The sequence below is a fragment of the Rhodococcus sp. ARP2 genome, assembly GCF_001029585.1.
Lineage (GTDB): Bacteria > Actinomycetota > Actinomycetes > Mycobacteriales > Mycobacteriaceae > Rhodococcus_F > Rhodococcus_F erythropolis.
Genome location: NZ_LEKE01000032.1, coordinates 93,686 through 107,332 on the forward strand (window position 1 = coordinate 93,686; position 13,647 = coordinate 107,332).

General features: G+C 64.0%; 13 protein-coding genes. 10 read left to right on the forward strand and 3 right to left on the reverse strand.

The window, feature by feature from the left end:
* The first annotated feature begins 63 nt into the window (after nucleotides 1-63).
* Nucleotides 64-1,926 carry a glutamine--fructose-6-phosphate transaminase (isomerizing) gene (gene glmS / locus ABX74_RS07975; protein WP_029254924.1) on the forward strand — a complete coding sequence of 621 codons (1,863 nt, stop codon included), beginning with the start codon at nucleotides 64-66 and terminating at the stop codon, nucleotides 1,924-1,926.
* Nucleotides 1,927-1,980: 54 nt separating this feature from the next.
* Here glmS and ABX74_RS07980 read toward each other — a convergent pair whose 3' ends face one another.
* Nucleotides 1,981-2,352 carry a cupredoxin family copper-binding protein gene (locus ABX74_RS07980; RefSeq protein WP_019747573.1) on the reverse strand — a complete coding sequence of 124 codons (372 nt, stop codon included), beginning with the start codon at nucleotides 2,350-2,352 and terminating at the stop codon, nucleotides 1,981-1,983.
* A gap of 38 nt (nucleotides 2,353-2,390) precedes the next feature.
* Here ABX74_RS07980 and ABX74_RS07985 point away from each other — a divergent pair, with 38 nt between their 5' ends.
* The 7 genes from ABX74_RS07985 (at nucleotide 2,391) to tsaD (ending at nucleotide 8,971) form a co-directional block, all read left to right on the forward strand.
* Nucleotides 2,391-3,824 carry an NAD(P)H-hydrate dehydratase gene (locus ABX74_RS07985; RefSeq protein WP_047888575.1) on the forward strand — a complete coding sequence of 478 codons (1,434 nt, stop codon included), beginning with the start codon at nucleotides 2,391-2,393 and terminating at the stop codon, nucleotides 3,822-3,824.
* 55 nt (nucleotides 3,825-3,879) lie between these two features.
* Entirely contained in the window at nucleotides 3,880-5,082 is a 1,203-nt protein-coding gene (gene alr / locus ABX74_RS07990; RefSeq protein WP_019747575.1) for an alanine racemase, read from the forward strand.
* Nucleotides 5,079-6,131 carry an alpha/beta fold hydrolase gene (locus ABX74_RS07995; protein ID WP_047888576.1) on the forward strand — a complete coding sequence of 351 codons (1,053 nt, stop codon included), beginning with the start codon at nucleotides 5,079-5,081 and terminating at the stop codon, nucleotides 6,129-6,131. The genes alr and ABX74_RS07995 overlap by 4 nt, the downstream gene beginning before the upstream one ends.
* Nucleotides 6,121-6,612, forward strand: a complete 492-nt coding sequence (gene tsaE / locus ABX74_RS08000; RefSeq protein WP_019747576.1) for a tRNA (adenosine(37)-N6)-threonylcarbamoyltransferase complex ATPase subunit type 1 TsaE — start codon at nucleotides 6,121-6,123, stop codon at nucleotides 6,610-6,612. Before ABX74_RS07995 ends, tsaE begins: the two co-directional genes overlap by 11 nt.
* A 136-nt stretch (nucleotides 6,613-6,748) precedes the next feature.
* Nucleotides 6,749-7,432, forward strand: a complete 684-nt coding sequence (gene tsaB / locus ABX74_RS08005; RefSeq protein ID WP_047888577.1) for a tRNA (adenosine(37)-N6)-threonylcarbamoyltransferase complex dimerization subunit type 1 TsaB — start codon at nucleotides 6,749-6,751, stop codon at nucleotides 7,430-7,432.
* A 10-nt stretch (nucleotides 7,433-7,442) separates the two neighbouring features.
* Nucleotides 7,443-7,937, forward strand: a complete 495-nt coding sequence (gene rimI / locus ABX74_RS08010; protein ID WP_047888624.1) for a ribosomal protein S18-alanine N-acetyltransferase — start codon at nucleotides 7,443-7,445, stop codon at nucleotides 7,935-7,937.
* Entirely contained in the window at nucleotides 7,934-8,971 is a 1,038-nt protein-coding gene (tsaD, locus tag ABX74_RS08015) for a tRNA (adenosine(37)-N6)-threonylcarbamoyltransferase complex transferase subunit TsaD (RefSeq protein ID WP_047888578.1), read from the forward strand. Before rimI ends, tsaD begins: the two co-directional genes overlap by 4 nt.
* Before the next feature lie 18 nt (nucleotides 8,972-8,989).
* On the opposite strand, the gene ABX74_RS08020 is transcribed toward tsaD, so the two are convergent.
* Nucleotides 8,990-10,576 carry an Hsp70 family protein gene (locus tag ABX74_RS08020; RefSeq protein ID WP_047888579.1) on the reverse strand — a complete coding sequence of 529 codons (1,587 nt, stop codon included), beginning with the start codon at nucleotides 10,574-10,576 and terminating at the stop codon, nucleotides 8,990-8,992.
* A 161-nt stretch (nucleotides 10,577-10,737) separates the two neighbouring features.
* On the opposite strand from ABX74_RS08020, the gene ABX74_RS08025 reads away from it, so the two are divergent.
* The gene (locus ABX74_RS08025) at nucleotides 10,738-11,298 is read left to right on the forward strand and encodes a potassium channel family protein (protein WP_020906930.1); all 561 of its coding nucleotides are present in this window, start codon (nucleotides 10,738-10,740) and stop codon (nucleotides 11,296-11,298) included.
* A 19-nt stretch (nucleotides 11,299-11,317) separates the two neighbouring features.
* Here the strand turns inward: ABX74_RS08025 and ABX74_RS08030 are convergent, their stop codons facing one another.
* Complete coding sequence (locus ABX74_RS08030; protein ID WP_047888580.1) at nucleotides 11,318-13,033, reverse strand: TIGR03767 family metallophosphoesterase; 1,716 nt, start codon at nucleotides 13,031-13,033, stop codon at nucleotides 11,318-11,320.
* A gap of 233 nt (nucleotides 13,034-13,266) precedes the next feature.
* Here ABX74_RS08030 and groES point away from each other — a divergent pair, with 233 nt between their 5' ends.
* The gene (gene groES / locus ABX74_RS08035; RefSeq protein ID WP_003940763.1) at nucleotides 13,267-13,566 is read left to right on the forward strand and encodes a co-chaperone GroES; all 300 of its coding nucleotides are present in this window, start codon (nucleotides 13,267-13,269) and stop codon (nucleotides 13,564-13,566) included.
* Nucleotides 13,567-13,647 lie beyond the last annotated feature (81 nt).

A 13,647-nucleotide genomic window follows, 5' to 3' on the forward strand; every position in this document is an offset into this window, starting at 1 on the left:
TGGGGGATGCCTGTGGAACCGCAAAATGCGCCCACCGCCGATGTCCAAGTACCCTGAGTCACCATGTGCGGAATCGTGGGATACGTCGGCCACCGCCCAGCTCTGGGCGTTGTGGTGGAGGCTTTACGGCGAATGGAGTATCGCGGGTACGACTCGTCGGGAATCGCGATTCTCGACGGAACCGGTGGGGTCGAGATCGAGCGTAAGGCCGGTAAGTTGGCCAACCTCGAGGCGGAGCTCGGCGAGTACGGCGCGGATCACTTTGTCGGTACGTCGGGTATGGGTCATACCCGGTGGGCGACGCATGGGCGACCGACCGACCGTAATGCGCATCCGCATCGTGATGCGTCGGGCAAGCTGGCTGTCGTTCACAACGGAATCATCGAGAATTTCGCCCCGCTGCGTGCGGAGCTCGAGGCTGCAGGCGTCGAGCTTCAGAGCGACACGGATTCCGAGGTGGCAGTTCACCTGGTAGCCCGGGCGTACTCCGACGGGCCGACAGCAGGTGATTTCATCGAGAGTGCGCTGTCGGTGGTTCGTCGGTTGGAAGGTGCGTTCACGCTCGTCTTCACGCACGCCGACCACGCGGACACGATTGTCGCCGCCCGCCGCTCGACGCCGCTCGTCGTCGGTGTCGGTGAGGGCGAGATGTTCCTCGGCTCCGACGTCGCTGCGTTCATCGAGCACACACGCGATGCGGTTGAACTCGGACAGGATCAGGCAGTGGTGATCACTGCCGACAGCTATCGGATCTCCGACTTCGCGGGCAACGAGGCAGAGGGGCGCCCGTTCCGCATCGACTGGGATCTCGCGGCCGCCGAAAAGGGTGGTCACGACTACTTCATGCTCAAGGAGATCGAAGAGCAGCCGACCGCTGTCGCCGACACGCTCCTCGGCCACTTCGAGAACGGGAAGATCGTCCTCGACGAGCAGCGGTTGTCCGATCAGGAACTGCGCGACGTCGACAAGGTGTTTGTCGTCGCCTGCGGTAGTGCCTACCACTCCGGACTGTTGGCGAAGTACGCGATCGAGCATTGGACGCGTCTACCTGTCGAGGTCGAACTCGCCAGCGAATTCCGTTACCGCGACCCGGTTCTGGATCGCTCGACGCTTGTTGTCGCGATCTCGCAGTCGGGGGAGACGGCGGACACACTCGAAGCGGTCAAGCACGCCAAAGACCAGAAGGCACGCGTCCTGGCGATCTGCAACACCAACGGTGCACAGATCCCGCGCGAAGCCGACGCCGTTCTCTACACGCGGGCAGGACCGGAAATCGCGGTTGCGTCGACCAAGGCCTTCCTGGCGCAGGTGACCGCGAACTACCTCGTCGGTTTGGCTTTGGCGCAGGCTCGCGGCACCAAGTATCCGGACGAGGTTGCGCGCGAGTACGCCGACCTCGAAGCTATGCCCGCATTGGTCAGCAAGGTGCTCGAGACGGCAGAACCGGTGCGCGCGTTGGCACGCCAGTTCGCGCACGCGTCGACCGTGCTGTTCCTGGGGCGCCACGTCGGCTACCCGGTGGCGCTCGAGGGTGCGCTCAAGCTCAAGGAGCTTGCGTACATGCACGCCGAGGGCTTTGCCGCCGGTGAGCTCAAGCACGGCCCGATCGCGCTGATCGAGGAGGACCTTCCGGTCATCATCGTCATGCCGTCGCCGCAGGGTCGCGCTGTCCTGCACTCGAAGTTGGTGTCCAACATTCAGGAGATCAAGGCGCGCGGGGCAACGACTATCGTCATCGCGGAGGAAGGCGACACCGTCGCCGCGGCGCACGCGGATCACCTGATCGAGATTCCGGCGTCACCGACTCTGCTGCAGCCGTTGCTGTCCACGGTTCCGTTGCAGATCTTTGCGGCCGAGGTTGCCGCGGCGCGCGGATACGACGTCGACAAGCCGCGTAACCTGGCGAAATCGGTTACGGTCGAATAGTTTTCGTAGGGAAATTCGGGCCCCGCAGTCGAAAGACTGTGGGGCCCGAGTGCGTTACGGCGTCTCGACGACGACGGTTCCGCGCATCTCGGGATGCGGTGTACAGGTGTAGTCGTAGGTTCCGGGTTCGGTGAACGTGTAGGTGTAAGTTCCCGATTTCTTGAGTGGGCTGCGGAGTTTGCCCTTGGCGTCTCCGAGGCCGTTGACGTCGTGGGCCATTCCGTTGTCGTCGAATACCCACGTGACGGTGTCGCCGACGTTCACGGTGATGGAAGCGGGGGAGTACGCCATCCCGGAGATGGTCACCACGGGTCCGCTCGCCGTCGTTTCGGCCGCAGATGGTGTGGAGTCAGTGCCGGAACTGCACCCGACCAGACCGAGAGCGAGGACGAGTCCCGCGATTGCCGGGCGAAGACGTGATTTCATGGTTTCGAGGGTAGCGACGGCAACTGAAGGGTTCCGACATGCGTGGGTACTACACAGCCGATCAGGTGCGAGCAGCGGAGGTGCCGCTGCTCGACAAGCTGCCCGACGGAGTGCTGATGCGTCGAGCGGCGTACGGTCTCGCGCGAGTCGTCGCGGACGAATTACGTTCCCGTACAGGATCGGTCGCGCATCGGTCGGTGACGCTTCTGGTCGGTACCGGCGACAACGGCGGTGATGCCCTGTGGGCGGGTGCGTTGCTCCGCAAACGAGGTGTGAGTGTTCGGGCCGTGTTGCTCGATCCGGCGCGCGCTCATCGGTCGGGCCTCGACGCTCTCCTGAAGGCTGGTGGCCGAGTCGCTGCCGAAGTCGGGTCGCCGGATCTGGTGATCGACGGCATCGTCGGGATTTCCGGGCACGGCGGTCTGAGGCCTGACGCAGCTGAGCTCGTCGGCCAGGCGGAGGCACCGATCGTGGCGGTCGATCTTCCGAGCGGCGTCGACGCGAACACCGGCGCAGTGGACGGCCCGTCGGTTACCGCTGATGTGACGGTCACATTCGGTGCGCTCAAGCCGGTACACGTACTCGCGGCTCCGCTGTGTGGTCGTGTCGAACTCGTGGATATCGGATTGAGCGTCGGCGAACCGGCGTTCGGTTCGCTCGATCCGGCCGAGGTCGGTGCGCTGTGGCCGGTGCCAGGCGCGGAGGACGACAAGTACTCGCAGGGTGTGGTGGGCATCGTTGCGGGAAGTGAGCAGTATCCCGGCGCGGGAGTGCTCTGCACCGGCGCCGCGGTGACCGCGACCTCCGGACTGGTTCGCTACGCCGGGCACGGCGCCGCCGAGGTGCTCGCCCGGTTCCCGGAGGTGATTGCGAGTGAGACGTTCCAAGCCGCCGGGCGGGTTCAGGCCTGGGTGGTCGGACCCGGTATGGGTACCGACGACGACGCCGCGCGGCTTCTGGCGTCGGTACTGGCTACCGATGTACCCGTTGTCGTCGATGCGGACGGACTTACCCTCCTCGCTCAACGTCCCGAACTTGTCGCAGCCCGGACCGCGCCGACTCTTCTGACGCCCCACGCCGGCGAGTTCGCACGATTCACACCACTCGGCGACGACAGAATCGCGGCCACGCGTGCTCTCGCCGAACGCCTCGGAGTCACGATTCTGCTGAAAGGCCATACGACGGTGATCTCGGATCCCGGCGGTGAGGTCCTGGTCAACGACGCCGGCGGCTCCTGGGCGTCGACCGCAGGCTCGGGTGACATCCTCTCCGGTGTGATCGGCGCGTTGCTGGCGGCGGGTCTGAGCCCTCTCGAAGCCGGGGCCGTCGGGGCGCGGGCTCACGCGTTGGCTGCGAACATCGCCGCTGCCGGCGGTCAGAGCGATGTCGCCGGAGCACCGATTTCGGCTTCGCCGCTGCTGGGAGGTCTGCGCGAGTCGGTGCGTGTGCTTCGCTCTTTTGCCCTTGATTGAGGGTGTTCAAACCCGAACACGTGTCCGATTCTGCGCGGGTGGCAGGATTGTCGCCATGACGCTTGCCCAGGGAAGAGCACCGAAGGAGCCTGCGGAGGGGAAGGCGAGCCGACTCGACGACGCAGTAGGGCCGCAGACGGAGGCAGTCGTCGATCTGGACGCGATCGCGCACAACGTGCGTGTCCTGCGTGAATTTGCCGGTGATGCAGCGTTGATGGCGGTCATCAAGGCGGACGGATACAACCACGGCGCAGTTGCGGTTGCGCGGACGGCACTGTCGGCCGGAGCCCGGGAACTCGGCGTCACCACCATCGCGGAGGCACTGGTCCTTCGCGAGGCAGGCATCACCGCTCCCGTCCTGGCCTGGCTGCACGGCCTCGACGCCGATTTCTCCTCGGCGATCCGATCCGACGTCGAGATCGGCGTGTCCTCCCCGCGACACCTGGCTGCTGTCGTCGACGCGGCACGGGTTCTGGGACAACAGGCGACCGTGACGCTCAAGGTGGACACCGGTCTCAATCGCAACGGCGTCTCGAGAACCGAGTGGCCGCAGATGCTCGACGACCTCGCTACTGCCCGGGACGAGGGCACGATCAGGCTGCGCGGAGTGTTTTCCCATCTTGCGCACTCGGACGAACCGCATCATGACGTCATCGACATGCAGAAGCAGCGTTTGATCGAAGCGGTTGCCGACGTCCGCGCTCGCGGATTCGAACCCGAAGTTGTTCATCTTTCCAACTCCGCCGCTACAGTCACCCGTCCTGACCTGCAATTTGACATGGTTCGACCCGGAATCGCGATATATGGATTGTCTCCGGTGCCCGAACTCGGAGATTTCGGTTTACGACCGGCGATGACGCTGCGAGCGAAGGTGATTCTGGTGAAGAAGGTGGCCGCCGGAGAGGGCGTCTCCTACGGGCATCAGTGGGTCGCACCGCACGACACCACTCTTGCGCTGCTTCCCGTCGGCTACGCCGACGGTCTGACTCGTTCACTGAGCGGCAAGTTCGAAGTGCAGTTGGGCGGCAAGCGTCGCCAGGCCGTCGGGCGGATCTGCATGGACCAGGTGTTGGTGGACCTGGGGCCGGACGGCGACGGAGTTCGCGAAGGCGACACCGCGATCTTCTTCGGCAACGGCGATCACGGCGAACCCAACGCGCAGGCCTGGGCCGACGTACTCGACACCATTCACTACGAGGTCGTGACCGGAATACGTGGACGCACTGTGCGTACGTACATCGGGGGAGAGACGTCATGAAGACTGCAGGAAAGATGAGCATTCTCGGTGGCCTGCTCAGCGCTGTGGCGCTCGGCTCGATGGCCGGCGTGAATGCATTCAAGACCGCGACGCGTCCGGGCCGGGAAATCTACGCGGACGAGGACTTCGACCTCATGACGCGCGACCGCAAGAGCACGGTGCGCACCGAGGACGGCGTCGAGCTGGCAGTTCGCGAAGTGGGACCGGATGACGCTCCGCTGACAGTCGTTTTCGTGCACGGGTACTGCCTGAGTGCGCTGTCCTGGCATTTTCAGCGCCGCCAGCTCGAAGAGCGATGGGGCAACAAGGTTCGCATGGTGTTCTACGACCAGCGCGGACACGGAGATTCAGGTATGCCGCGTTCGAAGAGTTGCACGGTCTCGCAGCTGGGCCGCGACCTCGCGACTGTCGTCGAGGCCAAAGTGCCCAAGGGACCGATAGTTCTCGTCGGCCACTCGATGGGCGGCATGACGGTGCTCGCGCTTGCCGGTCAGCGACCCGAATGGTTCGATGGCCGAGTCATCGGCGTCGGGCTGGTCGCGACGACGGCGGCAGGGCTGGCCGAGACCGGTCTGACCCGCAATCTGCAGAATCCGATCATCGACGGGTTCCGGTTGGCAGTGCGCACCTCGCCAGGAGTGGTTCAGCACGCCCGGGGCGCTGCGCGAGTACTGATCACGCCGATCCTGCGTGCAGCGTCGTACGGCACCGATGTCAGCCCACGACTGCATGAGCTGTCGGACGGCATGCTCGACCGGACCTCGGTCGTGACCATCGTCAATTTCTTGCGGACGTTGGAACTGCACGACGAGTCCGCGTCCCTCGAGGTGCTCGCGCACACACCGGCAGTCGTGATCTGCGGCGATCAAGACATGATGATTCCGTTCATCAGCTCCAAGCGTCTCGCTGCCGATCTCCCCGAGTCTGAACTCGTGAGAGTTCACGGGGCCGGCCATCTGGTGCAGCTCGAGTTCCCGGCGATCGTGACGGACGCAATCGACAAGCTGGTGCAGCGTGCACAGGTAGAAGAGCGGTCCGATGTCGGCTGAGAACGCCACGGGACTTCCCGAATCCGGACAGATCACGTTGGAAACGGCCGAGGATACCGAGGCTTTCGGCCGACGGTTGGCGGCGGGACTTGTTGCCGGCGACCTGGTGGTGCTGGACGGGCCACTCGGGGCGGGCAAGACCGCGTTGACGCGCGGAATCGGCGCCGGGCTCGGAGTGCAGGGCCGGGTGACGTCCCCGACGTTTGTCATCGCTCGTGAGCATCGTCCGGGCACCCGCCCCGGCGGCGGAGTTCCCGTCGGCATGATCCACGTCGACGCATACCGGCTGGGAGACAGCGGACCGCATGCGCTCGACGAACTCGATGCCCTCGACCTCGACACCGATCTCACCGATGCAGTGGTGGTGGTCGAATGGGGTGGTGACGTCGTGGAAAGGCTCGTCGAACGACACTTGCGCGTGCAGCTTCATCGGGAACCTGAATCGGATGTGCGGACTGCGAGTTGGTCCTGGACGTCGTGAAACGGCGTTTGGTGTCGCAGACGTCGTGAAACGGCGTTTTGTGTCGCAGACGTCGTGAAACGGCGTTTGGTGTTATGGACGTAGTGACCCTCCCGGGCCGGAAGTAGTTCTTCACGTGCGGGTACCCTGAGAAATCGTGCTTGTTCTCGCAATTGACACCTCCACTCCGGCAGTCACTGCCGGAGTCGTCTCCCTGTCTGCTCCGTCACCGGACACAGAGTCACCGGGCACCGAGTCACCGGGCACAGTGGAGACGCTTGCCGTGCGTGTCACGGTCAATCCTCGTGCGCACGCCGAGGTCTTGACCCCTCACGTCCTCGAATGCCTCGCCGAGGCCGGGCTCACGCCGGCAGAGTTGAACGCCGTCGTCGTGGGTGTCGGGCCGGGGCCGTACACCGGACTGCGTGTCGGCATGGCGACAGGCGCTGCCTTCGGTGATGCACTCGGTGTTCCCGTGTACGGCGTGTGCAGCCTCGACGCCATCGCGGCCGCGGTACCGACCACACAGAGCCTGCTCGTCGTGACTGACGCGAGGCGTCGCGAGATCTACTGGGCGCGCTATGCCGGCGGAGTGCGTGTCGAAGGACCGGCTGTGAATTCCGCCGGCGACGTTGATCCTTCGCCTTCGACGCTGATTGCCGGATCTGCTTCGCACGTGGACTTCTTCGATCTGCCAGTGGACCCGGCGGAGACACCCTCTCCGGCCGGGTTGGTCACAGTCGCTGCTCGCGAGATTCTGGCCGGATCGGTTCCGGCCCCGCTCGAGCCGCTGTACCTCCGACGCCCGGACGCGAAGACCCTCGCAGAACGTGGCAAGTGAGACCGAGCAGATGAAGTACAGCATCGAGCCGATGAACGTCGATGACGCCGAACGGTGCGGGGAGTTGGAGCGCGTGTTGTTCGCGGGCGACGGACCCTGGAGCGCGCAAGCGTTCGTCTCGGAACTTGCGGGCGCGCATAATCATTACTTCGTTGCCAGGGAACCCGACGGTCACGTCCTCGGCTACGCCGGAGTCGCGTTGTTGGGCGCGTCGCCGAACATGGAGGCCGAGGTTCACACCATCGGTACCGATCCCTCGGCTCAGCGACTGGGAATCGGCGGCGCGTTGCTCGATGCGCTTCTGACCCTGGCGGATTCACGGCAGTGTCCGGTGTTCCTGGAAGTGCGCACCGACAACGACCCTGCCATCGCGCTGTACCGGCGCGAAGGATTCGAGATCGTCGGAACACGAAAGAAGTACTACCAGCCCAGTGGGGCAGATGCGTACACGATGAGACGGCCCGCCGTGCTCGGTGTCCGCGAAATTGAGGAGCAGCAAGCATGATCGTCATGGGTGTCGAAAGCTCTTGCGACGAAACAGGTGTCGGTATCGTTCGCTGGAACGGTGACGGAACCTGCGACCTGTTGGCCGACGAGGTGGCATCGAGCGTGGATCAGCACGCCAGGTACGGGGGAGTTGTTCCCGAAGTAGCCTCGCGGGCTCACCTCGAGGCGATAGTGCCGACGATGCGCCGTGCCCTTGCTGCCGCCGGTATCGAGAAGCCCGACGCACTTGCCGTCACCATCGGACCCGGCCTGGCCGGCGCGCTACTGGTCGGTGTCGCCGCCGCGAAAGCCTATGCCGCAGCCTGGAACATCCCGTTCTATGCGGTCAATCATCTCGGTGGTCACGTCTCGGTTGACACTCTCGAGCACGGTCCGCTGCCCTCGTGCGTCGCATTGCTGGTCTCCGGTGGTCACACGCACCTGCTTCACGTCGAAGATCTGGGCAAGCCCATTGTCGAACTGGGCACGACTGTCGACGATGCCGCCGGTGAGGCCTTCGACAAGGTGGCCAGACTGCTCGGGCTCGGCTTTCCCGGCGGACCGGCACTCGATGCTGCTGCGCAAGAGGGAGATCGGAACGCGATCGCCTTCCCCCGCGGCATGACCGGCCCGCGCGATTCGCGGCACGACTTCTCGTTCTCGGGACTCAAGACGTCCGTCGCCCGCTATGTCGAATCGAAAGAGCGCGCAGGCGAGGCCTTTTCGATCCCGGAAATCGCTGCCTCGTTCCAGGAAGCGGTTGCCGACGTCCTGACGATGAAGGCAGTGCGTGCCGCCAAGGACGTCGGGGTCGACACGTTGGTTCTCGGCGGCGGCGCCACGGCCAATTCACGTATCCGTTCACTCGCCGAGCAGCGCTGCGCCGAAGCCGGCATCACGTTGCGCATTCCGAAACCTCGACTGTGCACGGACAACGGCGTGATGATCGCTTCGTTGGCTGCCCACCTGATCGGAAATGGTGCAGGCCCTTCGGAATTGAGTGTTGCCACGGACCCGGGGCTGTCGGTCTCGGTCAGCCAGTTGATGCGCTGAGAATCAACCGACTGAGAATCAACCGACTGGGACCGGTTCCCGATCCGGTGTGGCCGCGGGGCCGGGTTCGGGCGTCGAGGTATTCGGTTCACCGGGTTTTGTTGTCGGATCACCACCGGGCGTGGTGAGTTCGGTTTCGGTGGAACCGGATCCAGGATTCTCCGGCGTCGTCGGGTTTTCGCCGCCGCTCTCACCCGGGCCGAGACCGCCGCCGGGGTTTGCCTCGGTCGGATCGACCGGGGGCGTCGCCTCGGTGTCCGGAAGCGTCGGCCACCACGCCGGTGGATCGGGCAGCGTGATTCCGGGGATGGTCGGCCAATTCGGGGTGGTCGTTGTCGTCGTCGGCGGTGTGGTTGTCGTCGACGTGTCCGGTATCGGCGCCGGCGGAAGCGTGTACTGATGCGTTGTGTACGAGTGAGTGTCGAACGGCTGTGAGTCGAAAGGCGTTGTGGGATAGCCGTACTGCGGGAAAGTGCTGCCCACTACCGAAGGCAGAGGATCATGCGAGGGGATGATCGTCGATCCGGTGCTCGGCGTCGCTTCGGGGCTCACCGTCGTCGTGGTCGAACCGGTTCCGACAGGAGAGACCGCGGTGTCGTCGGTCGGCACCAATTCCTTTGCGCCGTAGCCGAGTACCAGTCCGCCGACCACGAGCGCACCGATCAAAGCTCCCGAGACCTTGGCGGTGGATCCCGAGCGCTGGTCACTTCCGGAGCCCAGCAAGGGGAAACGAATTGCGGTGATCGAATCTGCCAGGAGTGCAGCACCTTTGGTTGCCGCAGTCTCGGGCTCGACGATCTCGACCAAGGGGAGGTCGACGGCAGCGGCGACGGCGGACCGCACGGCCGGAATGTGTGCGCCACCGCCGATGAGCACAACGGCACCGACCGGCCGCGGTGAGCCGTTCACGACTTCACGGATGAAGGTGACGGCGCGCTCGATATCCGGGGCGATGATGGCTTCGAACTCGTCGCGCGTGATCGCCATTGCGTCGACGGGAAGGTCGATGGTCACCTTGGCGGCGGTGGACAGTTGCTCTTTCGCGACGTGGCACCGGGCAGCAAGAAGCTCCGCGTCGGTGTACCGGCGCAGGTGCCCTGGCGCCTTCTCCGTCACGAAGTCGACCAATGCCCGGTCGATTCCGGCCCCTGCGAGGGCGTCGATACGGTCGGAATGCAGAACCTCACCGGTGTGGTCGACGACGGACACCGTCAGACCCTGATCGCCGACGTCCACCTGAGCTGTCGTGTCGTACCGCTCGGTTTTCCCGGTCTCGGCGAGATACGCGTGTACTGCGGCAGGTTCGGGGATGGCACGGACCTGCTTCGGCGAGCGCGAGAGAGATGACCTGATGCTCGCGAGCTGGTCGTCCGTGCGATAGCTGACACCGATCGAGCGCGGCGCTTCAGATCCGTCCGTTACCTGCGTCGTCATCAGCTTGATGGACGCCCGGACGAGGTCACCGACGTTTGAATTGGCCTGATCCGCCGAGACGAAGCGAGTCTCGGCAGGTACCGCTCCTGGCGCGTTTGTGCTGGTATCGGTGTCGACGAGTGCTGAATAGACACCGGAAGATCCAGTGGAAATTCCCAGTGAACAACTCATCGCGCACCTCCTCACAGTCAATACCGGTCAATGTTCAATCGACCGCCGTTATATGAACGTTACAGAAGGTTCGTGAGGATTGCTCAGTGCTTTTTGTCTCCATGACACCCTTTTCGGACCGAAAGGGTGGTTTTACCTGCGAAATTGTCGATCATTGATTCATGCGGAAAAAAGGCGATTCTCCCCACATCGACCGGGATCGACGACGCGCGCTGATCCGGGGTGCGGTGCTTCGACCCACGCTGACGATGATCGCCTTCGGATGTGCGTACTTCTTCCTGCCGTGGATCGATGTCCACACAGTGGGTGCGATTTTCCTCTTGATCGGTGGAGGGGCAGCGGTGCTTGCCGTGACGACCTGGCAGGTGCGTCGAATTCTGCGTTCCGATGTGCCTTCTCTGCAGGCGGTCGAAGCAGTGGCGGTCGTGATGCCGACCTACTTGCTGTTGGTGTCCATCACTTATTTTTCGGTCGAGCATGCGAGTGCCGGCAGTTTCACCGAACCGCTGTCGCGTATGGCGGCCCTGTACTTTTCGCTGTCGGTGTTCTCGACCGTCGGCTTCGGCGACATCGCTGCACAGACGGACCTTGCCAGGGGACTCGTGAGCCTTCAGATCGTCTGCAATCTGGTGTTGATCGGATTCGGCGTTCGATTTGTGGTTGCCGCAGTGTCGTGGGCGAAAGCGCACCGCTCGCCTTCGAGCGGACCTGAAATCACCTAGGACACTGCGGCAATCGGAGTCATCGTCCGGTGTGGACCAACAATTCGACGTTCTGGTCGACGCCGGTACCCGTCAACTTCGGGTCGCGGTGGATGTCGTTGAACGACAGTTCGCGGTACAGCGAGGCGAGCCCGGCCGCCGACTTGTCGCTGTACTCGACTGAATTGGGACTTTCCGCTTCGAAGAGCGTCGCAAGCAACGACACCGTTCCGTCGTGATTGTCCGCGATCTCGATGATGCGCCCGAGCTGTGGGTAGTCGATGTGAGAGGCGGTGTTGATCTCCCAGAAGCCCTGCTCGGGGGTCGCGCCGGGCCACGGGGTGATCTTGTTCTCGTGGGTGTGTCCGTTCACCCAGGCAAGTACGTTCGGGAAACGATGCAGCAAGTCCAGAAGCTGTGAACCGCGCAGGCGCGGCTCGAGGACGTTCTCGGGGTCGGGAATGAGATTGTCCATCGTGTCGCTCGTGTGGTGACTGAACAGCACGAAATAGGTGTCACTGCGCGACTCGGTGACGCGAGAGCCCGCGGCGTCGTAGTAGGTGCTGCTGCCGGCGCGCAGGGTGTTCTCGATCCACTGGAACTGAGCGGCGCCCAGCGAACCGTCGACAAGGCCTGCGCGGTTGGTGGAGTCCATGCTGATGCCGACGACGCCCGGTGCGATCTGGAACGAGTAGTAGCCGATACCGGTTTCGCCGGCGTCGGGGGCGAAACCGTGCCCGACAGGGCCGGGGCCGGTGTGCGCGGGATCAAGGTGTGCGGCGATGAACTGCCGGGGTGTGAACGGTGCGCGCGACGGGTCGGGGGTGACCTGGCGCGGCGGCGTCGTGAAGGCGGACAGGATTCCGGGAATCGCACTGGGATCGAACTTGGTGGCGATGTCGATCTGCTTGGCCTGCTCCGGTGAACCGGGCACCTCGAATTTGAGAGATCCCGTGTACATCGCTTCGAGCGGTGGGATGCCGCTTGGCACCGTGCCGGACACCGAATCGTCGTGGTTGCCGAACACGCAGTACCAAGGGGTGTTCAGGCCGGGGCTCGACACGGGAGTGAACGCGGCCCCGAAGAAGTCCGGAATCTCCGGGAAGCCGGCCTTCTTGTACATGTCGAGCATCGGCGATTCAGGGTTCCAGTACAGATCGGCACCCGAGTTCTGCACACCCTCGTAGCGGCCCTTGGCGCCGGTGTTGGCGACGACGGTTCCGCCGTTGAGTGAGGTGAGGAACCAGTCGAGTTCGGCGAATTCCTTGTTGTCCGTGTTGTCGCCGGTGGTGACCACGGCATCGAAGGGGCGCGAGGTGTGCGGGCCGCTCCCGATCGAATTGACGCGTCGGACAAGCGAAATCAACCCGTGCGCCGTCAAGGTCTCCTGGGGGCGGAACGCCGAGCCGGTGATCTGATGGACGTATTCGAAGCGCATGGGGGACTGGGCGTCGACGATGTGGACGTCGGTCAACTGCACGAGTGAGGCGAGCGCGGTGCGTCGGTCCTCGCGTCCTGACTTCGGCTCGGCCAACTCGCTGCGCACGATGTTCGCCCAACCGGGACCGGCAGTGAGCCTGGTGTAGCCGCTGCTGCTGACGGGCGTGGACACGGACTCGAGAGTGGTGCCGGGACCTGACGTCGGAATGGTCGACGCGCCTGCGTATTGCAGGCCCCACGGCTTGCCAAGGCTGACCGCGCCGACGGCGCCGAGTCCGGCGAAGGTCAGAAAACTACGGCGATTGATGTTCGTCACGAAGTGAACAATAGGTGAACGTGGTGGACGGCTGTCCTGTTTCGCTCTGGACGAAGAGAAAAATGCGCCCAGTCCTTGAGGGTTGGCACTCTCACGTATAGAGTGCCAATTGGCGCTGATCGAGTTCCGGCACCCGCGACGACGGGACTGCAGTGACGCGCCGTAAACGGCATACCCAAACAGCTGTCCGAGGATCGCCTCGGACGCACATACCCCAAAGTGGAGGGCTCATCGTGGCGAGCGTCAACATCAAGCCGCTCGAGGACAAGATCCTCGTCCAGGCCAACGAGGCTGAAACGACGACGGCTTCCGGCCTGGTCATTCCTGACACAGCCAAGGAAAAGCCCCAGGAGGGCACCGTCGTTGCAGTCGGCGAAGGCCGCGTCAACGAGCAGGGCAACCGCATCCCGGTCGACGTCAAGGAGGGTGACACGGTCATCTACTCCAAGTACGGCGGAACCGAGATCAAGTACGCCGGCCAGGAATACCTGATCCTGTCGGCACGCGACGTGCTGGCTGTCGTCTCCAAGTAAGACACACGTGATCCGCCCCGGAGTCCACACAGGATCCCGGGGCGGAATGCGTTCACGCCCCGAAGATTCAGGAGCTGACAG